General features: G+C 74.0%; 19 protein-coding genes. 11 read left to right on the forward strand and 8 right to left on the reverse strand.

Going from position 1 to position 21,862, the window contains the following annotated elements; genetic code table 11:
• The first annotated feature begins 35 nt into the window (after nt 1-35).
• On the forward strand, nt 36-731 hold the full coding sequence (locus ABGA99_RS16595; protein ID WP_347582899.1) for a transglycosylase family protein: 696 nt from the start codon (nt 36-38) through the stop codon (nt 729-731).
• A 10-nt stretch (nt 732-741) separates the two neighbouring features.
• On the opposite strand, the gene ABGA99_RS16600 is transcribed toward ABGA99_RS16595, so the two are convergent.
• From ABGA99_RS16600 to ABGA99_RS16610, 3 genes are read right to left on the reverse strand one after another with little or no spacing between them, the layout of a single operon-like run.
• Nucleotides 742-1,413 carry an ATP-binding cassette domain-containing protein gene (locus tag ABGA99_RS16600; RefSeq protein WP_347582900.1) on the reverse strand — a complete coding sequence of 224 codons (672 nt, stop codon included), beginning with the start codon at nt 1,411-1,413 and terminating at the stop codon, nt 742-744.
• Entirely contained in the window at nt 1,410-4,691 is a 3,282-nt protein-coding gene (locus tag ABGA99_RS16605) for an ATP-binding cassette domain-containing protein (protein WP_347582901.1), read from the reverse strand. Before ABGA99_RS16605 ends, ABGA99_RS16600 begins: the two co-directional genes overlap by 4 nt.
• 1 nt (nt 4,692) lies before the next feature.
• Entirely contained in the window at nt 4,693-5,127 is a 435-nt protein-coding gene (locus tag ABGA99_RS16610; RefSeq protein WP_347578793.1) for a hypothetical protein, read from the reverse strand.
• A 208-nt stretch (nt 5,128-5,335) separates the two neighbouring features.
• On the opposite strand from ABGA99_RS16610, the gene ABGA99_RS16615 reads away from it, so the two are divergent.
• The 4 genes from ABGA99_RS16615 to ABGA99_RS16630 all read left to right on the forward strand — a co-directional run bounded on the left by ABGA99_RS16615 (nt 5,336) and on the right by ABGA99_RS16630 (nt 9,572).
• Entirely contained in the window at nt 5,336-5,890 is a 555-nt protein-coding gene (locus tag ABGA99_RS16615) for a hypothetical protein (RefSeq protein WP_347582902.1), read from the forward strand.
• A gap of 1 nt (nt 5,891) precedes the next feature.
• The gene (locus tag ABGA99_RS16620; RefSeq protein WP_347578758.1) at nt 5,892-7,214 is read left to right on the forward strand and encodes an ABC transporter substrate-binding protein; all 1,323 of its coding nucleotides are present in this window, start codon (nt 5,892-5,894) and stop codon (nt 7,212-7,214) included.
• Between the two features lie 107 nt (nt 7,215-7,321).
• Nucleotides 7,322-8,545 (forward strand): glycosyltransferase family 4 protein, encoded by a 1,224-nt coding sequence (locus ABGA99_RS16625; protein WP_347578757.1) that lies wholly within the window; start codon nt 7,322-7,324, stop codon nt 8,543-8,545.
• A 67-nt stretch (nt 8,546-8,612) separates the two neighbouring features.
• Complete coding sequence (locus ABGA99_RS16630) at nt 8,613-9,572, forward strand: YafY family protein (RefSeq protein ID WP_347578756.1); 960 nt, start codon at nt 8,613-8,615, stop codon at nt 9,570-9,572.
• Nucleotides 9,573-9,590: 18 nt separating this feature from the next.
• On the opposite strand, the gene ctaD is transcribed toward ABGA99_RS16630, so the two are convergent.
• Nucleotides 9,591-11,288, reverse strand: coding sequence for a cytochrome c oxidase subunit I (ctaD, locus tag ABGA99_RS16635; protein ID WP_347578755.1), 1,698 nt, complete (start codon nt 11,286-11,288; stop codon nt 9,591-9,593).
• A gap of 410 nt (nt 11,289-11,698) precedes the next feature.
• On the opposite strand from ctaD, the gene ABGA99_RS16640 reads away from it, so the two are divergent.
• Nucleotides 11,699-11,923, forward strand: a complete 225-nt coding sequence (locus ABGA99_RS16640; RefSeq protein ID WP_047019786.1) for an I78 family peptidase inhibitor — start codon at nt 11,699-11,701, stop codon at nt 11,921-11,923.
• 9 nt (nt 11,924-11,932) lie between these two features.
• Here ABGA99_RS16640 and ABGA99_RS16645 read toward each other — a convergent pair whose 3' ends face one another.
• Nucleotides 11,933-12,946 carry a phosphatase PAP2 family protein gene (locus ABGA99_RS16645; RefSeq protein ID WP_347578754.1) on the reverse strand — a complete coding sequence of 338 codons (1,014 nt, stop codon included), beginning with the start codon at nt 12,944-12,946 and terminating at the stop codon, nt 11,933-11,935.
• 480 nt (nt 12,947-13,426) lie between these two features.
• On the opposite strand from ABGA99_RS16645, the gene ABGA99_RS16650 reads away from it, so the two are divergent.
• Both ABGA99_RS16650 and ABGA99_RS16655 read left to right on the forward strand, forming a co-directional pair.
• Nucleotides 13,427-15,247, forward strand: a complete 1,821-nt coding sequence (locus ABGA99_RS16650; protein ID WP_347582903.1) for an MFS transporter — start codon at nt 13,427-13,429, stop codon at nt 15,245-15,247.
• The gene (locus ABGA99_RS16655; RefSeq protein WP_347582904.1) at nt 15,195-16,385 is read left to right on the forward strand and encodes an acyl-CoA dehydrogenase family protein; all 1,191 of its coding nucleotides are present in this window, start codon (nt 15,195-15,197) and stop codon (nt 16,383-16,385) included. The genes ABGA99_RS16650 and ABGA99_RS16655 overlap by 53 nt, the downstream gene beginning before the upstream one ends.
• Before the next feature lie 47 nt (nt 16,386-16,432).
• Here the strand turns inward: ABGA99_RS16655 and sepF are convergent, their stop codons facing one another.
• Nucleotides 16,433-16,879: a cell division protein SepF gene (gene sepF, locus ABGA99_RS16660; RefSeq protein WP_347578751.1), complete on the reverse strand. Its 447-nt coding sequence runs from the start codon at nt 16,877-16,879 to the stop codon at nt 16,433-16,435.
• A 527-nt stretch (nt 16,880-17,406) separates the two neighbouring features.
• Here sepF and ABGA99_RS16665 point away from each other — a divergent pair.
• Together ABGA99_RS16665 and ABGA99_RS16670 are read left to right on the forward strand one after the other, a co-directional pair.
• A complete protein-coding gene (locus ABGA99_RS16665; RefSeq protein WP_347578750.1) occupies nt 17,407-18,324 on the forward strand; it encodes a S1 family peptidase in 918 nt (305 codons plus the stop codon).
• Nucleotides 18,325-18,537: 213 nt separating this feature from the next.
• Nucleotides 18,538-19,572 (forward strand): SPFH domain-containing protein, encoded by a 1,035-nt coding sequence (locus ABGA99_RS16670; RefSeq protein WP_347582905.1) that lies wholly within the window; start codon nt 18,538-18,540, stop codon nt 19,570-19,572.
• 120 nt (nt 19,573-19,692) lie between these two features.
• On the opposite strand, the gene ABGA99_RS16675 is transcribed toward ABGA99_RS16670, so the two are convergent.
• Both ABGA99_RS16675 and ABGA99_RS16680 read right to left on the reverse strand, forming a co-directional pair.
• Entirely contained in the window at nt 19,693-20,433 is a 741-nt protein-coding gene (locus ABGA99_RS16675) for a metallophosphoesterase family protein (protein WP_347582906.1), read from the reverse strand.
• A gap of 97 nt (nt 20,434-20,530) precedes the next feature.
• Nucleotides 20,531-21,055: an AAA family ATPase gene (locus tag ABGA99_RS16680; protein WP_347582944.1), complete on the reverse strand. Its 525-nt coding sequence runs from the start codon at nt 21,053-21,055 to the stop codon at nt 20,531-20,533.
• Nucleotides 21,056-21,167: 112 nt separating this feature from the next.
• Between ABGA99_RS16680 and ABGA99_RS16685 the strand changes: the two genes are divergently transcribed.
• The gene (locus ABGA99_RS16685) at nt 21,168-21,788 is read left to right on the forward strand and encodes a DsbA family protein (RefSeq protein WP_347582907.1); all 621 of its coding nucleotides are present in this window, start codon (nt 21,168-21,170) and stop codon (nt 21,786-21,788) included.
• Nucleotides 21,789-21,862 lie beyond the last annotated feature (74 nt).

Below are 21,862 nucleotides of genomic sequence, written 5' to 3' on the forward strand. Positions count from 1 at the left end.
CCGGGCAGGGGACCCGGGTCCACCGAGAGGAACGTATGCCTTTCCCGAAGGGCGACATACGCGCCACCCGCAGTGACCGTACGACCAGTGAGGCAGGCACGACCATCAGTACCAGCAGCACACGCAGGACACGCCGGAACGCCGCCGTCGTCACCGGAGCCGCCGCGCTCCTCACCCCCCTCGCGCTCCTCGCCGCCGCCGCGCCGGCGGGCGCCGCGGACAGCGGGGTCTGGGACCGCATCGCGCAGTGCGAGAGCGGCGGCGACTGGGCGATCAACACCGGCAACGGGTACTACGGCGGGCTGCAGTTCGCCGCGTCCACCTGGGAGGCGTACGGCGGCACCGCCTACGCGGCCACCGCGGACCGGGCCGGCCGGGAGCAGCAGATCGCGGTCGCCACGAAGGTGCAGGCCGCGCAGGGGTGGGGCGCCTGGCCGCACTGCTCCGTGCAGGCCGGCGCGTCGGGCGGGGCACCCGCGGTGAACGCCCCGGCGACCGGGTCGGAGGAGCCCGCCGAGCAGCCGCGTACGCAGCCGCGGGCGGACCGCGACGAGGGGCGGCGGCAGCCGGTGAAGCGCGGCGACGGCAACTACACCGTCAGGTCCGGCGACACGCTCAGCCGTATCGCCGACGCGCACGGCGCGCCGTGGCGCGAGATCTACGAGGCCAACCGCGACGTCATCGGCGGCGACCCGGACGTGATCCTGCCGGGCCAGCGGCTGCACGTCTGACGGACCCTCGTCAGCGGGCGGCCGTGTGCCACGGCGCCCCGGCTTCGGCGGGCTCGCCGCTGAACACCACGTTGCCGCGACGGAGTTCGTGCACCACCGTCGCCGCGGCCGCAAGGCCGGGCGGCAGGCTCTGCTCCGCGACGACGACGGTGGCGGCGAGCCCGCCGAGCAGTTCGTACGTACGGGCCGCCACCGCGTCCGACATCCCCTGGCCCGGCTCGTCGAGCAGGACGAGCCGGGCGGAAGACAGCAGCCCGCGGGAGACGGCCAGCATCCGCTGCTCGCCGCCCGAGAGGGTGTCCGCGCGGTGGGACAGCAGGCGCGTCAGCTCCGGGTACGCGGCGAGGGCGGGGCCGGTGTCACCGTCGCGGGCGGCGAGCCGCAGGTTCTCCGCGACGGTCAGCGAGCCGAAGACGGCGCGCACCTCGGGGATCAGCGCAAGCCCGCGGCGGGCGCGGGCGTACGCGGGCATCCGTGTGACGTCCGCGCCGCGCCACACCACGCTGCCCGCGGCCAGCGGCACGGTCCCGGCGAGGGCGCGCAGCGCGGTCGTCCGGCCGGAGCCGTTGCGGCCGAGCAGCACGGTGAGCCGGCCGGCGGGCACGGGGAGGTCGACGCCGTGGAGGGCCTCCAGCGGGCCGTAGCGGACGCGGGCGCGGTGCAGGGCGATCTCGACGGTCACGGGGCCTCCGCGGGTGCGTTTGCGAAGCCGGAGCCGGAGCCGGAGCCGGGGCCGGTCGCCGCGAGAACGTCGGCGGCGGTGCCGGAGGCGACGATGCGGCCGGCGGCCATCGCGTAGACGGTGTCGGCGAGTTCGCCGACGAGCGCGAGATCGTGCTCGACGACGAGCAGGGCCGTGCCGTCGGCGGCGAGTGCGTGCAGGATACGTACGAGCGCGGCGGTCTCGGCGAGGTCGAGACCGGCGGCGGGCTCGTCGAGCAGCAGCACGCGGGGGCCGCCGGCGAGGGCGCGGCCGATCTCGACGCGGCGGAGGGTGCCGGTGGGCAGGTCCGTGGCGGGCGTGTCGCGCAGCGGCCCGTCGAGGCCGAGGAGCCGCAGCACGCGGTCGGTGGCGGCGGGGTCGCGGACGCGGGCCTGCTCGGCGCCGACGGCGACGTTCTCGGCGACGGTGAGGGAGGGGAAGACCGCGGGCTGCTGGAAGGTCCGCGCGAGCCCGAGCCGCGACCGCACATGCGCGCTGCGCCGCGTCACGTCCCGTCCCCGCAGGACGACCTGCCCGGCCCGGGGCCGCAGGGTTCCGGCAAGACAGTGGAACAGGGTCGACTTCCCGGCTCCGTTGGGCCCGACAAGCGCGGTGACCCGCCCGGCCACGACCCGCAGATCGACCCCGGAGAGCACGGAGAAGTCCCCGTACGAAACGAAGACCCCCCGCGCCACGAGCACGTCGCCCCCGGAGGCGGGCGAACCGGATGCGACGGCGGGGCGCCGGTCGAGCGGCCGACGGCCGTGCCGGCGGCGCCGGCGAAGGGTGAGCCCCCGGCCCTCCGCACCTGCCGGCTCGCGGTCGGCGGCGGGCCGGGGCGCGCGGTGCGGCGGTTGCGGGGCTTCGAACGCACGGGGCCCGGGGACGCCTGCACGGCCTTGCTCTGCGCCCGCGGGCCGACGCGCCCTCGCCACGCCGGACTCGGCGCCGCCGTACGGCAGTCGGGCTCCGCCCGCCCCGGGCCCGGGTGCACGGGCGCCGTCCGCGCCGGGCCGGGTGCCGTCGGCCGCGGGCCGCGGGGCTTCGCCCGCGGCGGGCTCGGGTGTGTGGCGCTCGTCCGGGAACCGGGCCCGCCCCGCCGGTGCCGGGCGCTCCGCGCCGGCGTCGGCCGTCCCACGCGCCGGAGGTGGCTCCGCCTCAGTGGCCTTCGCCGATGGTGTCCGCCGTTCCGCCGGAGACCCGTCCGGGCCGGTGTCGCCCGCGCCGGGCGCCGGAGGCGCCGGGGCCGGGGCTCCGCCCGCGGCTCTTGCCGGGCGCGACTCGGAGTTCGTGGTGTCGCCTCTGTGTGCCCGTGGTGGCCCGGCAGCCGCCGGACTCGCCGGTGCCCTGCCCGCGAACCCCGCCGGAGGCGGTGCCGGGCCGGACGGCCTGGTGCGAAGGCGCTGCCCCAGCGGGGTCAGCCGCGGGGGCCGCAGGCGGCGGGTGGCCGCTGTACGGAGGGCCTCGTAGAGGCCGCCCGGGAAGCGGCCCAGGAGGACCGCCAGGATGCCGATGACCGCTGCCGCCATTCCGCCGCGGGTGCCCGCGTCGAGGCCGACCAGCAGGGCCGACGCCAGGAGGGCGCCCAGCATGCTGTCCGCGCCCACCACGACCACCGCCGCGAACCACAGCAGGCCCCGTACCGGGTCGAAGGCGTGGGGGTCGAACGCGCGGGCGCCCATGGCCAGCATGCCGCCGCCCAGGGCGGCCAGCGCGGCGCCCGCGGCGAAGGCGGTGACCTTCAGGGCCGGTACCGGGACGCCCGCCGCCGCGGCGCCGGACTCGTGGTCCCGTAGCGCCGCCAGCGCGCGGCCCCGGCGGCCGCGGCGCAGGGCCCGGGCCGCCGTCACCGCGACGGCGAGGAGCAGGAGTTCGAGTACGTAGAACGCCCGGTCCCCGGTGAAGCCCGCGGGACGGCCCAGCGTCAGGCCCGACGTCGCGTACGGCTGGGCGAAGACGAAGCGGCTCACCGCCACCCCCACCGCCAGCGTGACCAGCGCCGGCGCCAGGCCCTGCCGCCGGATCGCCGGATACCCGGTGAGCAGCCCCACCGGCGCCACCAGCAGCACCGCGACGCCGAGTGCCACCAGCTCCGGCAGCTCGGGCAGCCCCGGGAACCGCCCCGCCGCCAGCAGCGCGGTGAACAGGGCCCCCAGCCCCGCGTACGCCGCCTGCCCCAGCGAGACCTGGCCCCCTCGCCCCGTGACGACCACCAGCGACAGCAGCACCACCGCCAGCGCCGGCACCTGGACCGACGTGGTCAGGTCGGCGCCCGCGAAGCCCAGCGGCAGCAGGAACAGCACCCCGGCGACCAGCCATGTCCGCCCGTCGCCCGCCGAGTCCAGCGTCTCGGCCGGCACCCGCAGGAAGCCGCCGCCCGAGTCCGCCCGCAGCCGCGGCAGCGCCAAAGCCGCCGCCAGCAGCAGCACCGCGAAGAGGTTCGCACCCAGCGCCTGCAGCACCTCCTCGCCCCAGCCGCCCGGATGGAGCCGGGTGAGCTGCGCCTGCCCCACGCCGACGGCCAGCGCCACCGCCACGACCGCCGGCAGGCTCCGCAGCCCGGCCGCGACCGCCACCCCGATGACGGCCATCACCAGCAGCGGCAGCCCGTAGGGGTCCAGCCGGTACTCCGGCGCCAGCAGCACCCCGGTGACACCCGCCGTGAACGTGCCGAACGCCCAGCCGACGTCCGCGACCCGGTCGGCGTCGATGCCGCTGAGCGTGGCGAGCCGCCGGTTGTCGACCACCGCGCGCAGCTCCCGTCCGAACCGGGTCCACCGTGTGACCGCCGCGACCGCGGCCGCCAGCGCCACCGCCGTACCGAGCTGCACCCACGGGTCGGACGGCAGCAGTTCGGGCGCGTCCGTGCGCGCACCCGTCCCCCACAGGAGCCCCGCCGCGCCCATCAGCAGCACGAACACCCCGAGCGACGCCACCAGCGCCTGCGCGCCGCCCGCGCCCGCCCCGCCCGCCCCGCCCGACTGCAGCACCGACAGCGGCCGGAAGACGAACCGCCCCATGAGCAGCCCGATGCCGGGGGCGACGACGAGCAGGCTGACGGCCGCCGCCGCCCACAACGGCCAGTTCCAGCCGACGGCGAGCTGGCGCATGACGTACGCGGTGACCATCGCGACCGCGCCGTGCGCCAGGTTGAGCACGCCGGTGGCGCGGTAGGTGACGACGAGGCCGATGCCGGAGAGCGCCGCGGCGCTGCCCACGGCGAGCCCGGCCAGCGTCAGTTCGTACGTGAGCGACACCTCACGCCTCCGGCGCGGCGGCCGCTCCGGGGTCCGGCTCGCAGACCGGGCACGGCGTCAACGCCCGCCCCTCACCGCCGGCCGCCGCGGGTGCCAGGACCGGTACGGCTCCGGGTTTGCCGTCGACGAGGGGGCAGCCGGGCCGGTGGTAGAGCGTCCCGCCGGGCACCGTCAGGCACGGGCCGGCCCCGCCGGACTCCTCCACAGCCGGCCCGGGTGCCGCGGAAGGGGCCGCGGCCTCCCCGTCCGCCGCCACCAGCAGCCCGTACAACTCCTCGACCCGGGCCGCCGCGAGACCCTGGTCGCCGCGTGAGAGCAGCACCGCCCCGGCGACGATGAGCGCCGCCCCCGGGATCGTGCACGACGCCAGATACGGGATCTGCCGCTCGGCGAACCGCTCGCCCGACACCCCGTACCAGCCGGCGGCGCACAGCACGGCCCCCGCGGCGAGCGCGGCCCAACCGCCCCACTGCAGGGCCACGGCCTTCAGCGAGTGCCCGCGCGCCGGGCCGGTTTGCCGCATTCTGCCCCCTGTGCATCGCCGCCGCTTGCGATGCACTATGCCGTGTGGGGTTCTCCTGCGCAGTAGAGCGGACGGAACGGCGGGACAGTCGACGGATGACGACGTTCAGGGGTGAGGACGGATGAGCCGAGGAGCACGCGCGCGCAGCGCCGCGTGGCTGGCCGCGGCGGTACTGCTCACGGGGCTGGGCGCGGCCGGCTGCGGGGACGACGGCGGGGGCGCGGACACACCGGACAAGGCGCCGAGCGCGCAGGCGTCGGAGAGCAGCCCCGCCGCGGAGGCGGGCGAGGACGCGGACGACGGCGCGGGCGGTGCGGAACCGGCCGATCCCGCGGCGGCGGAGAAGGAGATCGAGGAGAACTGGACGACGTTCTTCTCGCCGGACTCCGACGCCGACGCGAAGCTGGCGGTGCTGGAGGACGGCGAGGCGATGCGGCCGCTGATGACGGCGTTCTCCGACGACAAGCGGTGGAAGCAGGTCGGTGCGGAGGTCACGGCGGTGGAGTTCGACTCCGCGGAGGAGGCGGAGGTGACGTACGACATCGCGCTCAAGGGCGAGACGGTGGTGCCCGGCGCCACGGGCGTCTCGGTGCTGCAGGACGGCTCGTGGAAGGTGTCGAAGCGGGCGATCTGCACCCTTGTCGAGATGAGCGGATCTCCGGGACCCGGGTGCTGAGGTGGCCAGGCCGGGGGGTGCCGCGCTGGCCGTGGCCGCGCTGGTGCTGCTGACCGCGGCCTGCGGCAGCCGGGTGCCCGAGAACGAGTTCACGGAGCGGCCCGCGGGTCGGGGCGGGGGCGCCCCGCCGTCGGGCGAGGCGCGCGGGGAGCCGGTCAGGGTCGGCGTCATCGCCAGTGAGACGAGCCCGGTGGGGGACGCGTTCAGCGGGCCGCAGGACGGCGCGCGGGCGTACGTCGAGGCGCTGAACGCGCGCGGCGGCGTGGGCGGCCGCCCGGTCGAGGTCGTCACCTGCGACGACGGCGGCAGCGGCCTGGGCAACAGCGACTGCGTGCGCGAACTGGTGCTGAAGGAGAAGGTGTTCGCGCTCGTCGCCACCACCTCGCTGAACTACGCCGGCGCCCCGCAGGTCAGCGACGCGGGCGTGCCGGACATCGGCGGCCAGCCGATCGGGGCCGCGTACGAGACGTATCCGCACCTGTACGGCGTCTACGGCAGCCGCGCTCCGCGCACCGGCGGCAAGCCCGGCTGGGACGGCGACCTGTACGGCGGCACCGAGGTCTACCGCTACTTCAAGCGGGAGCACGGCGCCCGCACCGCCGCGGTCGTGTCGTACAACCAGGCCGCCTCGGCCGCGTACGCCCGCAGCGTGACCGGCGGGCTGGAGGCCGAGGGCTACGACGTCGTCACCCAGCAGGTCGACTTCTCGCTGCCGAACTTCGACGCGGTCGCCGCCGACCTGCGCGCCCGCGGTGTCGACCTGGTCTTCGACGCCGTCGACACCGGCGGCAACGCCAAGCTGTGCCGCGCGCTCGACGAGGCCGGCGTGGAGCTGACCGCGAAGGTCACCAACGTGCAGAACTGGAACTCAAGCGTCCAGGAGGACTACGCGGACGCCGAGCGCTGCCGCAACTCTCTCTGGGTCACCGGCTCCAGCCGCAACTACGAGGACACGGACGACCCCGCGGTCAAGGCGTTCCGCGACGGCATGGACCGCTACGCCGACACCGACACCCGCTCCCAGTGGCAACTGGAGGGCTGGGCCGCCGCGATGTGGTTCGCGGACGCGGCGACGTCGTGCGGCGCCGACCTGACGCGCGCGTGCGTCGAGGACTTCATGACACGCGCCGATCCGTACGACGCCGACGGGCTGCTGCTGCCGGCCCGCTTCGAGCAGGTGCCGGAGCCGCCGGAGACCCGGCCGACGTGCGTGTCGGCCGCCCGCTGGCAGGACGACGCGAACGACGGCGCCGGCGGCTGGGTCAGCCAGGGTGAGATGACGGAGAACTGCTTCACGGTGCCGCAGCTCCCGTATCGGCCCTGACCCTGCCCCGGCCCGCTCTGCCCTGCGCTGACCTGCCGTGATGCCGGGTGGCGCCGGCTGTGCGACGCTGATGCGGGGGACTGCCCGCACCCGTCCCGAGGTACACCATGCGGATCTCCTTCCTGATCAGCAACGCGTACGCCGTCGGGGGCACCGTCCGTACCACCTTCACCCTCGCGCGCACCCTGGCCGAGCACCACGACGTGGAGATCGTCTCGGTCTTCCGCCACAAGGACGAGCCGGTCTTCGACGCCGGGCCGCACGTGCCCGTACGCGCCCTCGTCGACGAGCGCCCCGACAGCCCCGGCTACGCAGGCGACCATCCCGACTACGCCCGCCCCGCGCGCCACTACCCGCGCGCGGACGGCCGCTACCACCAGTACAGCGCGCTCACCGACGACCTCCTGGCCGGGCACCTGCGGAAGCTCGACGCCGACGCGGTCATCGGCACCCGCCCCGGGCTCAACGTCGTCGTCGCCCGGCACACCCGCCGCGGGGTGCTGCGCGTCGGCCAGGAGCACCTGACGTTCACCACCCACCGCCGGGAACTGCGGGTGGCACTGAGCGCCGCGTACCCGCGGCTGCACGCCGTCGTCACCATGACGGAGGCCGACGCCCGCGCGTACCGCGAGCACCTGCGGCTGCCGGGCGTGGTGGTGACCGCCATCCCCAACGGCGTCCCGGCGCCGGCCGTGGCGCCGTCCGACAACACCGCCCGGTGCGTCATGGCCGCCGGCCGGCTGGCGCCCCTCAAGCACTTCAACCACCTCGTCAAGGCGTTCGCCCGGGTCGTCAAGGCGCGCCCCGACTGGCAGTTGCGCATCTACGGCAACGGCCCCCGCCACGACGCGCTGCGCGCCCAGATCGACCGGCTCGGCCTCTACAACCACGTCCTCCTCATGGGTACCGTGCACCCGCTGGAACCGGAGTGGCCGAAGAGTTCGATCGCCGCGCACACCTCGACGCTGGAGTCGTTCGGGCTGACCATCGCCGAGGCCATGCGCGGAGGCCTGCCGGTCGTCGCGGCGGACTGTCCGCTCGGCCCGCGGGAGATCATCCAGGACGGCGAGGACGGCCTGCTCGTGCCGCCGGGCGAGCCGGCGGCCGTGGCCCGCGGGCTGCTGCGGCTCATCGGCGACGAGGACCTGCGTCAGGAGATGGGCACCGCGGCGCTGGCGAACGCCGCGCGCTTCGATCCGGCGCGCGCCGCCGAGCGCTATGACGCTCTCTTCGCCCGGCTGCACGCCCGCCGCCCGACGCTGCCGCTGGCCGGCACGGTGCTGGGCGGGCTGTACGCCCACCGCACCCGGGAGGGCGCGGAGGCGGCCTGAGGGCCGTTCGCGGAGCCCGCGGGATCGAGGACCGTACCTGACCGCAGGCCGTGCCAGACTCGGGCCCATGCTGGACACCTCCGCGCGGCTGCTGAAACTGCTCTCCCTGCTCCAGGCGCACCGCGAGTGGTCCGGTGCGGAACTCGCCGACCGGCTCGGCATCAGCGCCCGTACCGTACGGCGCGACGTCGACCGGCTCCGCGAGCTGGGCTACCCCGTGCACTCCGCCACCGGCACCGCCGGCGGCTACCAGCTCGGTGCCGGCGCGCAGATGCCGCCGCTGCTGCTCGACGACGACGAGGCCGTCGCGGTCGCCGTCGGACTGCGGCGGAGCGCCGGCGGCGGCATCGAGGGCATCGAGGAGACCTCGGTGCGGGCACTGGCCAAGCTGGAGCAGGTGCTGCCGCACCGGCTGCGGCGCCGGGTCGGCGCACTCACCTCGTACACCGTCCCGATGATGGGCGGCGGCACAGGACCGGCCGTCGACCCCGGGGTGCTCACGGAGCTGGCCCACGCCTGCCGGGACAGCGAGCGGCTGCGCTTCGACTACGCGGGCGCCGACGGCTCCGTCACCCGCAGGACCGCCGACCCGCACCGGCTGGTCTGCTCCCGCCACCGCTGGTATGTGGTCGCCTGGGACGTCGAGCGCGACGACTGGCGTACGTTCCGCGCCGACCGCCTCACGCCCCGGCCGCCGCACGGCCCGCGCGTCCCGCCCCGCGACCCGCCGGCCGAGGATCTGGCGGCGTACGTCTCGCGCGGCGTCTCCGTCTACGCGTACCCGACGCGCGGCACCGTGCGCCTGAAGGTGCCGCACGAGGAGGCCGCGACCCGCATCTCGCCGTCCGCCGGCGTGCTGGAGCCCGACGGGGACGACACCTGCCTGCTGCACACCGGCTCGTACGGCATGCAGGCCATGGTCGTCCACCTGCTCATGACCGGCTACGACTTCGAGGTCGTCGACCCGCCGGAGCTGACCGGGCACATCAGGGAGCTGGCCGACCGGCTCGGCCGCGCCCTCGCCTGACCCGCGCCGGCCCGCTCCTCACTTCGTGTCCGGGTCGGCCACGTCCCGTTCGCCGCCCGGCCCGCGCTGCTCGTGCGATACGGCGTAGGGGTGGTGCAGGTCGAAGGCGGGGGACTCGGAGCGGATCCGCGGCAGGGTGGTGAAGTTGTGCCGCGGCGGCGGGCAGGACGTGGCCCACTCAAGAGAGCGGCCGAAACCCCACGGGTCGTCCACGTCGACCTTCTTGCCCTCCTTCGCCGTGTGCCACAGGTTGTACAGGAACGGGAGCGTGGAGGCGCCGAGCAGGAAGGCGCCGATGGTGGAGATCGTGTTGAGCGTGGTGAAGCCGTCGGCGTCGAGGTAGTCCGCGTACCGCCGCGGCATGCCCTCCACGCCCAGCCAGTGGTGCACGAGGAACGTGGCGTGGAAGCCGACGAACAGGGTCCAGAAGTGGATCTTTCCCAGCCGCTCGTCCAGCATCTTTCCGGTGAACTTCGGCCACCAGAAGTAGAAGCCCGCGAAGGTCGCGAACACCACCGTCCCGAAGACCACGTAGTGGAAGTGGCCGACGACGAAGTACGTGTCCGTGACGTGGAAGTCCAGCGGCGGCGAGGCCAGCAGCACGCCCGTCAGCCCGCCGAAGAGGAAGCTGACCAGGAACCCGATCGACCAGAGCATCGGCGTCTCGAACGACAGCGAGCCGTTGGCCATCGTGCCGATCCAGTTGAAGAACTTCACCCCCGTGGGCACCGCGATCAGGAACGACGCGGCGGAGAAGTACGGCAGCAGCACCGCCCCGGTGGCGAACATGTGGTGCGCCCAGACCATGATCGACAGACCCGTGATGGCGATGGTGGCGGCGACCAGCATCACGTAGCCGAAGATCGGCTTGCGGGAGAAGACCGGGATGATCTCGCTGATGATGCCGAAGAACGGCAGCGCGATGATGTAGACCTCCGGGTGGCCGAAGAACCAGAACAGGTGCTGCCACAGCAGCGCCCCGCCCACGGCCCCCTCGAAGACGACCGAGCCGAAGCGCCGGTCCGACTCCAGCACCAGCAGCGCCGCCGCCAGCACCGGGAACGCCATCAGGACGAGGATCGAGGTGAACAGGGTGTTCCAGGTGAAGATCGGCATCCGGAACATCGTCATGCCGGGCGCGCGCATCGCCACGATCGTGGTGAGGAAGTTGACCGCGCCCAGGATCGTGCCGAAGCCCGCCAGCGCCAGCCCCATGATCCACAGGTCCGCGCCCACACCGGGGGAGTGCACCGGGCCGTTCAGCGGCGCGTACGCGAACCAGCCGAAGTCCGCGGGACCGCTCGGCGTCAGATAGCTGCTCAGCACGATCAGCCCGCCGAAGAGGAACAGCCAGTACGACAGCATGTTCAGCCGCGGGAACGCCACGTCGGGCGCGCCGATCTGCAGCGGCATGATCTCGTTGGCGAACCCGGCGAACGTCGGTGTGGCGAAGAGCAGCAGCATGATCGTGCCGTGGATCGTGAACGACTGGTTGAACTGCTCGTGGCTGAGGATCTGCATGCCGGGCCGGGCCAGCTCCGCCCGCATCACCATCGCGAGCAGTCCGGCGAAGAGGAAGAAGGCGAACGCGGTGATCAGGTAGAGATGCCCGATCTTCTTGTGGTCCGTGGTGGTCAGCCAGTCCACGACCACCGAGCCGTGCCGTCGGGCCCGCGGGCGAGCGGGTGCCGGCGCCGGTGCCTCTGTCGTCCCCATCGCCTCTGCACCTTCCGCTCGTAGGTCCCGTGTGACGACGCGCGCGTCCACGGCACGACGGTGCCACCGGTGTACGGATCCGGCGCGCTACGCGCGTTCGCCCGGTGTGTCGCGGAGAGCTGCCCCGAGGGTTTATGCGGAACTGACACCCGGTGTGCGCCGGCAGGGTGAAATTCGATGAATTCCAGGGGGCCCGGCGGGTAAACGGCAGGTGTGATTACCGGCGCTGACAGCAATTCCCGATAGCCCGTCAGGAGGTGCCTCTCGGACGCCTGTACGGGCCCTCTTGCGGGCCCCACGGCGGCCCGCGGGCGCTGTGACAGAAGTGTGACCCGCGGTGAACAGGCCCGGGACATCCCCGTGGTCCGCCGCCCTACCGCGGCCGTGACCAGGGGCATAGCGTGGGCGCCATGGCGACTCCACCGAACCTGCCGACACCGTCCCCGAACCCCGACGACGACCCCGAGAGCTATGTCGGCCTGGCCGCCGCAGACGCCGAGGAGCGGGCCAGGGACCGGGGCTGGACCACGGTCCGTTCGCTGCCCCCGGGGGCGATCATCACCATGGAGTTCATGGGCGGACGGCTCAACTTCACGGTCCAGGACGGCCGGGTCACGCGCTCCTGGGTCGGCTAGGAGTGCGGGTCAGCCGCCCGCGCGGGCCTGCGGCCGGCCGCCGGGGCGGTCCGACTGCGGCGGGCGGCGGTGGCCGGCCGGGGTGACGGGGGGGCGCTCGTGCCGCGTGGTGTGCGGGCGTGGCGCCAGGTGCGGCCAGGTCTCGGGACGGGCGGCGGTGCCGGAGCCCGAGCTGACGCGGGCCACCCCGCGGGCGCTCTGCGCGCCGGCGGCGGTGGGGCGCTGCGAGACGATCGACACGCGTGTGGCCAGCGGCGACAGCGAGGCCGGTGCGGGCGGTCCGGCGGCCGGGGAGCCGCGCAGCCGGTCGCGCAGGTGCAGCAGCCACGCCTCCGCGCGGGCCACGCCGGGCTCGAACCAGGGCAGGGCCAGCAGCACGAGCAGGCCGGCGACCCAGCCGAGGAGCACGTCGCTGAGCCAGTGCGTACCGAGGTAGACGGTCGTGCCTCCGACGCCCAGTGCCACCGTCGCGCAGACCACCGAGGCGGTCCTGCGGGCCCCCGGCGTCGTCGCCAGATAGGCCACGACGCCCCAGGTCACGACGGCGTTCGCGGTGTGACCCGAAGGGAATATATCGCCGCCTGCCCACATCTCGTTCGAGCCGATCTGGGTGGCGTAGTGCGGGCCGAGCCGGCCCATGCCGATCTTCGCCGCGCCGACCGTGACGTTCAGCAGGAGCAGCGAGCCGGCCAGCATGAACAGCGGGCGCAGGGTGTGCTGCCGCCAGGCGCGCCACCCGAGCCAGGCCAGCACGGCGACGGCGGTGGGGGCGCGCTGTCCGAGGACCACGAAGTAGTCCAGGAAGGCGTGGAACTCCGGCCACTGCTTGTACGGCCGGAGGAGCATCAGCTGCCAGTCGAGGTGCACCAGCCACGACGTGGTCACGACGGCGGCGACGATCGCCGCGTAGACGGCCAGCGACGACCAGAACAGCCACAGCCGGGTCCGGGTCATACGCGGCTGCCAGCCGCCGTGTGTGGTCGGACGCTCCGCTCCCTGCGGACGTCTCTCTTCGGTTCGCACGGAATCGACGCTACATCGCCGACTGCCATGGATTGACCAATCGGCCGGATCTGTAATGCCTATGTGATGTGGACCGTGTCGTCAACGGCGCTTACCCCACTGCCATTTCAGGACTCATACCTTCCGCTTTCCGGGAATATCTGAGTGCGGCCAATCGGTCAATTGTTTTTCGCGCTCCTCCGTTTATCGGAGATTCGCCGAGCCGTTGCGGACCGTTCGCCTGGCGATCCGGTCGCGGGTGTGTGACGGACGTCACGCATCGTGCGCAATGCCCTCAACCAGTGACTTCCCGGACCGGGGGCGGGCAATCATGGCACGTCCGCGGACCCGTTCCGACACGAGGGGGACAGCGAGCGACGGGAGGCACGGGCCGGGCCGCGCCGCAACCCGTGGCGCCGTCACCTCAACGGGTAGTGCCGCCAGCTGCATCCGGAGGACTCGCGTACGCTGTCGACTCGCGCGAGTCCGGGAGGTGCGTAGATGTCAGGGACGGCCACGGCCACGAGCCCGCCGCGGGACGTTCCCGGCGCCCACGGCGGCGGTGCCGGACGCTGGACCGTGCTGGCCGTCCTCTGCTCCAGTCTGCTGCTCGTCGCCCTCGACGCGACCGTCCTGCACGTCGCCGTCCCCGCGCTCACCGAAGACCTCAAGCCCGGCGCCGTCGACCTGCTGTGGATCGTCGACGCCTACCCCCTCGTCGCCGCCTCCCTGCTGATCCTCTTCGGCACCCTCGGCGACCGCGTCGGCCGCCGCCGCGTGCTGCTCCTCGGCTACGCGATCTTCGGCCTGGCCTCCGCGCTCGCCGCCGCGGCGAGCGACCCGCACGTGCTGATCGCCGCCCGCGCCCTGCTCGGCGTCGGCGGCGCCATGATCATGCCGGCCACCCTGTCGATCCTGCGCCAGGTCTTCCCCGACCGCCGCGAGCGCGCCGCGGCCATCGGGCTGTGGAGCGCCACCGCCGCCGTGGGCGCGGCCATCGGGCCGCTGCTCGGCGGCTTTCTGCTGGAGCACTTCTGGTGGGGCTCGGTCTTCCTGATCAACATCCCGCTGATGGTGATCGCCGTGCCCGTGGGCCGCTGGCTGCTGCCGGAGTCCACCGCCGACCGGGCCGGCCCCTGGGACGTCCTCGGCGCGCTGATCGCCGCCCTCGGCCTCTTCGGCGCCGTCCTCGGGCTCAAGCAGGCCGGTGCGGGCGACGGGCTGCTGCACCCGGCCGTCGTCGCGCCGCTGCTCCTCGGCGGCGCCCTGCTGGTCCTCTTCGTCCGCAGGCAGCGCCGCCGCACGCACCCCCTCGTCGACTTCGACGTCATCTCCTGCCGGTCCTTCGGCACCGCCGTCGGCTGCATCGTGCTCGCGCTGCTCGCCCTGGTGGGGCTGCAGCTCGTCGCCGTGCAGTACATGCAGCTCGTCCTCGGTCTCAGCCCGCTGGAGACCGGGCTGCGGCTGATCCCGCTGACCGTCGCCGCCGTGGCCGCGGGCCTGGCGGGCTCCCGGATGGTCGCCAGGCTCGGCCCGCGCGCCATGGTCGCCCTCGGCTTCCTGCTCACCGCCGTCGCCGTCACCGGGCTGATCAGCCTGGGCGAGGAGGACCGGCCGCTGGTGCTCTGCGCGGGCTTCGTACTGCTGGGGTACGGGCTGGAGACGACGATCTTCGGCGCGTACGAGTCGATGCTCAGCGAGACCTCCGCGGAGCAGGCCGGCGGGGTCGCGGCCATCGGCGAGACCGCGTACCAGCTCGGCGCGGGCATCGGCATAGCGCTGCTCGGCAGCGTCATGAACGCCGTCTACCGGCCCGCCCTCGGCACCGTGCCCGGTGTGCCGTCGAGCGCGACCGACGCGGCGGGCAACTCGCTCGGTGAGGCGTACGAGACCGCGGGCGAGCTGGGCGGCGCCGCGGGGGCCACGCTGCGGGACGCCGCGCGGGACGCCTTCGTGCAGGGCATGCACGTCACGCTGGCGGTCAGCGCCGGGCTGCTGCTGCTCGGTGCGCTCACGGCGCTGCGGCTGCCGCGGTCGATGGAGTGCGGTGAGCCCGGCGAGGCGGGCGGCGGCCCCGTGGCGCCGCTCGGGGTGCGGCGCGAGCGGGGTGCGGCGGACGGCGGCGGCCTGGCGCGGGAGCGGAGTGCGGGGGCCGGGCGCGTACGGCGTGTGCAAGACGTCACGCCGCGCGCGAAGAGGCTGGACGACGCCGAATACGCGCAAGTAGCGTCTGGCCGTGACCCCGAAGGCCCGCCGGAGGACGACACCCATGCCCGCAAGCACTACGCCGCCGTTCAACCCCGGCGATCCCCTGGGAGTTGACGACCTCCTCGCCCCCGAGGACATCGCCGTCCGCGACACCGTGCGCGGCTGGGCCGCCGACCGCGTGCTCCCGCACATCGCCGACTGGTACGAGCGCGGCGAGCTGCCCGGCATCCGCGAACTGGCCCGCGAGCTGGGTGCGATGGGCGCCCTGGGCATGTCCCTCACCGGCTACGGGTGCGCCGGCGCGTCCGCCGTGCAGTACGGGCTGGCCTGCCTGGAGCTGGAGGCCGCCGACTCCGGCATCCGCTCGCTGGTCTCCGTGCAGGGTTCGCTCGCGATGTACGCCATCCGGCGGTTCGGCTCCGAGGAGCAGAAGCAGGGGTGGCTGCCGCGGATGGCCACCGGCGAGGTCATCGGCTGCTTCGGCCTGACCGAGCCGGACCACGGCTCCGACCCGGCCGGGATGCGCACGTACGCGAAGCGGGACGGCTCGGACTGGGTGCTGACCGGCCGCAAGATGTGGATCACCAACGGCTCGGTGGCCGGCGTCGCCGTCGTGTGGGCCCGTACCGACGAGGGCGTCCGCGGCTTCGTCGTGCCGACGGACGCCCCCGGCTTCAGCGCGCCCGAGATCCGGCACAAGTGGTCGCTGCGCGCCTCGGTCACTTCCGAGTTGGTCCTCGACGAGGTGCGGCTGCCCGCCGACGCGGTGCTGCCGGAGGCCACCGGGCTGCGCGGCCCGCTGAGCTGTCTGACGCACGCCCGCTACGGAATCGTCTGGGGCGCCATGGGCGCGGCCCGCTCCTCCTTCGACGCGGCGCTCGCATACGCCCGTACCCGCGAGCAGTTCGGCAAGCCCATCGGCGGCTTCCAGCTCACCCAGGCCAAGCTCGCCGACATGGCCGTCGAACTGCACAAGGGCGTGCTGCTCGCGCACCACCTGGGGACGCGGATGGACGCCGGCACGCTGCGTCCGGAACAGGTCAGCTTCGGCAAGCTCAACAACGTCCGCGAGGCGATCGAGATCTGCCGGACGGCCCGCACGATCCTCGGGGCGAACGGCATCTCGCTGGAGTACCCGGTGATGCGGCACGCCACGAACCTGGAGTCGGTGCTGACGTACGAGGGCACGGTGGAGATGCACCAGCTCGTGCTGGGCAAGGCGCTGACGGGGCTGGACGCGTTCCGGGGCTGAGCCGTACGGCCCAGCCCCGGTGTGCACGCTGTTCTGCGGTCCCCGCCTCAGCTCTGGTTGAAGAACCCGCCCTGCGTGGAGCGGGGCACCTCGCCCGGCACGATCGCGTACTCCGCGGGGGTCAGCAGGAACACCCGTGTCGCCACGCGCTCGATGGAGCCGCGCAGCCCGAAGGTCAGCCCCGCCGCGAAGTCGACGACGCGCTTGGCGTCGGCGGCCTCCAGCATCGTGAGGTTCACGATGACGGGGACGCCCTCGCGGAAGAGCTCGCCGATTCCGCGCGCGTCGCGGAACCCGTCCGGCGACACGGTGGCGATACGGCGCCCGTTCTCCTGGGCGACCTGGGACGCCACGCGCACGCGCGGGTCCGTCGTCCAGGCGGCGTCCGGCTGGGGGGTGTCCGCGCTGTCGTCTTCGTACCCGTCGTAGTAGCGCTCGTCTTCGTTGTCGTCGACGAGGCCGAGCCAGGCACTAGCCCTGCGTACCGATCCCATGACGCCTCCTCTCTCTCCCGCGGCGTGGGCTGTCCCCGGAGTCCGGGGATGTCTGTCCGCTCACCTATGGTCATCCATGATGCGGATGATGTGCCAATCAGATAGAGGGCACGGGCCGGGTTCGTGACAGTACTGGCACAGAAACGGCTGTCGGTTCGTCAGAGTTCCCCCAGCGCAGGGGGTCTGACGGGGTGACAGGAGATTTCCGCGGGGCCGGACGGGTGTTTCGGCCGCCGCTCGGGTGGTTCCCGTGCTGTTGGAGTGGTCGGCGGCCGGGCCGGGCCGGTCGGCCGGGGGCGAGGGCGTGATTACGCCAACATGTGCCAGTGCCTACTTGTGCACACCTGTCATCGTCTGAATACTCTCAGCAGCGCTTGTCAGGGGCACGACGAAAATAAGAGGGCCGCACCCCCACGGCCGGGCGTACCGAAGCCGGCCGGGCGAGCCCTTCCGTGTTTTCTCCGCCCCGTGGCTGCGCCTCACGGACCTGCCCGCCGGCGGGTCCCCGAGCACACTCGGAGGATTGAGTGAGGATCAAGCGCACACCCCCACTGAGCGGCACCAAGAAGCGACTGCGGCTGGTCGCCGCGCTGACCGCCGCCCTGGCCGGCGCCGCGCTCGCGGTACCGGCGTCGGGCGCCGCCCAGCAGCCCGAGGGCTTCAGTGCCGCGACCCTGGCCAGAGCCGACGACGCGGTGCTCGCCGCCGATGTCGGCGGCACCGCGTGGGGCGTCGACAAGAAGACCGGCACCCTCGTCGTCAGCATCGACGAGACGGTGACCAACGCCGAGGTGGCCCGCATCAAGCGGACCGCCGGAGCCGACGCCGACGCCCTGCGGATCGAGCGCATGAAGGGCAAGCTGCAGCGCTACATCAACGGCGGCCAGGCCATCTACGCCTCCGGCTGGCGCTGCTCGCTCGGCTTCAACGTCCGCAGCGGCAGCACGTACTACTTCGTCACCGCCGGCCACTGCACCGACGGCGCGGGCACCTGGTGGAGCAACTCCGCCCGCACCACCACCATCGGCCCGACCGCCGGGTCGAGCTTCCCGACGAACGACTACGGGCTGGTCCGGTACAGCAACACGGCGCAGACCCACCCCGGCACCGTGAACCTGTACAACGGCACCAGCCGGGACATCACCGGCGCCGCCAATGCGACCGTCGGCCAGTCCGTGCAGCGCAGCGGCTCCACCACCGGCCTCCACGGCGGCAGCGTCACGGCGCTGAACCAGACCGTGAACTACGGCGGCGGCGACATCGTCTACGGCATGGTCCGCACCAACGTGTGCGCCGAGCCCGGCGACTCCGGCGGCCCGCTGTTCTCCGGTACGACGGCCCTCGGCCTGACCTCCGGCGGCAGCGGCAACTGCTCCTCCGGCGGCACGACGTTCTTCCAGCCGGTCGTGGAGGCGCTGAACGCCTACGGGGTGAGCGTCTACTGACCCTGACGCACGGGGCCTGAGCGCCCCGGCCGCCGCCCCCGCCCGGACCCCCACCGGGCGGGGGCGGTGCGGGTTTCCGGGCCGGCGGCACCCTCGGCCCCGGCCTCCCGCCCGGGGGGCATCCGGAGGGGGCCTCCGAAAACTGTCCCGGAAGCGGAGGCAGGGCTACCGTTGAGGCGGAACGGCCGATCGCACGCGACGCAGGGAGCCGTGATGGTCGAGGCGCTGATCGCAGTAGTAGTGACCATCGCCTGTCTCGGGGTCATCTTCGTGATGGCCGGAGCGCGGGTGGTCAAGCAGTACGAGCGCGGGCTGGTCTTCCGGCTCGGCAGGCTCAGGCCCGGTATCCGCGGCCCCGGCTTCGCGATGATCGTCCCCTTCGTGGACCGGATGCGCAAGGTCAACATGCAGATCGTGACCCTGCCCATCCCCGCCCAGGAGGGCATCACCCGCGACAACGTGACGGTCCGCGTCGACGCCGTCGTCTACTTCAAGGTCGTCGCCCCGGCGGACGCCGTCATCCAGGTCGAGGACTACCGCTTCGCGGTCTCCCAGATGGCCCAGACCTCGCTGCGGTCCATCATCGGCAAGAGCGAGCTGGACGACCTGCTCTCCAACCGCGAGAAGCTCAACCAGGGGCTGGAGCTGATGATCGACAGCCCGGCGGTGGAGTGGGGCGTCACCATCGACCGCGTCGAGATCAAGGACGTGTCGCTGCCCGAGACGATGAAGCGCTCGATGGCCCGGCAGGCGGAGGCGGCGCGCGACCGGCGCGCGCGGGTCATCAACGCCGACGCGGAACTGCAGGCGTCCCGGAAGCTAGCGCAGGCGGCGGAGCAGATGTCCGACCATCCCTCGGCGCTGCAGTTGCGGCTGCTGCAGACGGTGGGGGCGGTGGCGGCGGAGAAGAACTCGACGCTGGTGCTGCCGTTCCCGGTGGAGCTGCTGCGGTTCCTGGAGCGGGCGCAGTCGGGCATGGCCCCCCGGGGGCAGCAGGCGCCGCCCGGCGGCCCCGCCTCCGAGGCGCCGCCGGCGGCGGTGGACGGCGCGGGGGCCGGGGAAGCGGGCGAGGGAGAGGACGTGCCGGCGCCGGTGGACCCGATCGACCCGCTGGGCGCGGTGGAGCAGATGGAGCTGGGAGATCCGGTGGCTTCGCCGGACCGGCCGGAGGCGGTGGACCCGGGCGACACCGCGTCGCCCGAGGAACTGGAGCCGCCGCGGCCGGACCGGCCGGACCCGGAGAGCTGACGGGCGCGGTTGCGCCGCGTACGGGCCCGGGGGCCGGTATGCCCGGGACCGCAGGCAGGCGCGGGGCCGGGTGGCCTCCGGAGCGGACTGCGGGCGCGTACCGGAGGCCCGGGGCGCGGGTCAGGCGCTGAAGGCCGCGAGGGCGTCCTCCGCGGAGTTGCGCGCCCATACATACTCGTCCGCCCACGCCGCCGCGTCCGCGTAACCCGACTCGGCCGCGATCCGGGCGCAGGCCGCCTCGTAGTCGTACGCCGTCCGCCGCAGCGCCGCGCCGCCCGCGCCGAGCAGCGCCCAGTGGGCGCCGGGGCGCCCGTAGGGCATGCCGACGCTGCCCGGGTTGAGCACGAGGCGGCCGTGCGTGAGCCGGGCGAACGGCATGTGCGTGTGCCCGAGCACCACGGTCTCCGCCTCCGCGCCGAGGCCGCCCAGCACCTCCGCCCAGCGCCCGGCCGCCGAGTCGACGAGCACCCGCTCGTCGTCGGCGCGCGGGGTGGCGTGGCAGAAATACACCTGCCCGAGGCCGCCGACCGGCAGCGTCACGCTCGCCGGCAGCCCCGCCAGCAGTTCGACCTGCTCCGGGCGCAACCGCTCCGCCGCCCACGGCGCGATCGGGTCGTGGATCCCGGCGCGGGCGCCGCGACGGTACTCGACCAGTTCCCGGTCGGCGTTGCCCCCCACCCACACGGCCCGCTCGCCGAGCGCGGTCAGGGCGTCGAGGGTGCGGTCGGGGAGCGGGCCGGCGGCGAGGTCGCCGGTCAGCACGACGGTGTCGGCGGCGCGTACGTCGGGCTCGGCGAGCACGGCTTCGAGGGCCGGCAGCACGCCGTGGATGTCGGAGAGTACGGCGACGGTCTCGGGCATGCGACCAGGGTGCCCGGCGGTACGCCGGGGTGCGCGGGGATTCGCTGAGAGCAGGGCGGCGCGCCGGCCGGGGGGAGGGGCGCCCGCGCGGCGGGTGTCAGCGCGCGACGCGGGCCTCCTGCCAGGCGCGGGCCAGGATCTCGTCCGCCGTCTCCGCCGGCGTCTGGTGCGAGGTGTCCAGCCACAGCCCGAGGCGCGGGGTCTCGTTGCGCAGTACGTCGTCCAGCTCCCGTACGCCCCACGCGGGCCCGTACGCCGTCTTCGCCCGTCCCGCCTCGCGGGCCGCCACCGCAGCCGGGTGCGGCGCCAGGACGACGACGAGCAGCGGGTCCGTACGGAACAGGGCCGCGGTCCGCGGCAGCTCGGCGCCGAGCACCACGTCCTGGGCCACCGCCGTGAACCCCGCCGCGGCGTAGGTGTCCGCGGTACGGGCCATCAGCCCGTACCGCAGCCGCAACTGCCGCAGCGCCTCCGGCGACGCCTGGGGCGTCACCTCGGCGCGGCCGCCGACGACCATGCGGCGGAAGACGTCGCCGCGTACGTGCGCCGAGCGCGGCAGCCGTTCGGCGATGAGCTGGGCGACGGTGGACTTGCCCGCGGCCTGGATGCCGGTCAGCAGCAGGACAGCCGGGGTGTCGGGGAAAATGATCGCTCCTCGGAATGCGGCCGGGACGTCCGGCGTTGACGCTCGCGTTAACGTCGCGAGTATCCGTACCACAGCAGGGAGATGGCCCATGGCGGCTGCTGCCGGTGAAAACCCCAAGGTCGACTTCTACTTCGACCCCGCCTGTCCGTTCGCGTGGATCACCTCGCGCTGGATCCTCGAAGTCGAGCGGCAGCGGGACATCGACCTGCGCTTTCGCGTGATGAGCCTTGCGGTGCTCAACGAGGACCGCGACCTGCCGGAGTGGTACCGGTCGCTGATGGGCAAGGCGTGGGGCCCGGTGCGGGTCTGCATCGCCGCCGCGCAGCAGCACGGCGAGGGCGTCCTGCGCGACCTGTACACCGCGCTCGGCACCCGCATCCACAACGGGGGCGAGGAGGACTACGAGACCGTCGTCAAGGGCGCCCTGGCCGAGGTGGGCCTGCCGGCCGAGCTGGCCGCGGCGGCGGACAGCGACGAGTACGACAAGGCGCTGCGCACGAGCCACCACGAGGGCATGGACCCGGTCGGCGAGGATGTCGGCACGCCGACGATCCACATCGACGGCGTGGCGTTCTTCGGGCCCGTGATGAACGCCATCCCGCGGGGCGAGGAGGCCGTGCGGATCTTCGACGGGGCGGTGGCGATGGCGTCGTACCCGCACTTCTTCGAGCTGAAGCGGACGCGCAAGGGTGACCTGAGCTTCGACTGAGCGTTCTGCGGCGGAGCGTTCCGCCACGGAACGAGACGAGCCGGTAAGGACCGGGCGCCCCTGGCGCCCGGTCC

The sequence above is a fragment of the Streptomyces sp. B5E4 genome (genome assembly GCF_039871555.1).
In the GTDB taxonomy this organism is placed as follows: Bacteria; Actinomycetota; Actinomycetes; order Streptomycetales; family Streptomycetaceae; genus Streptomyces.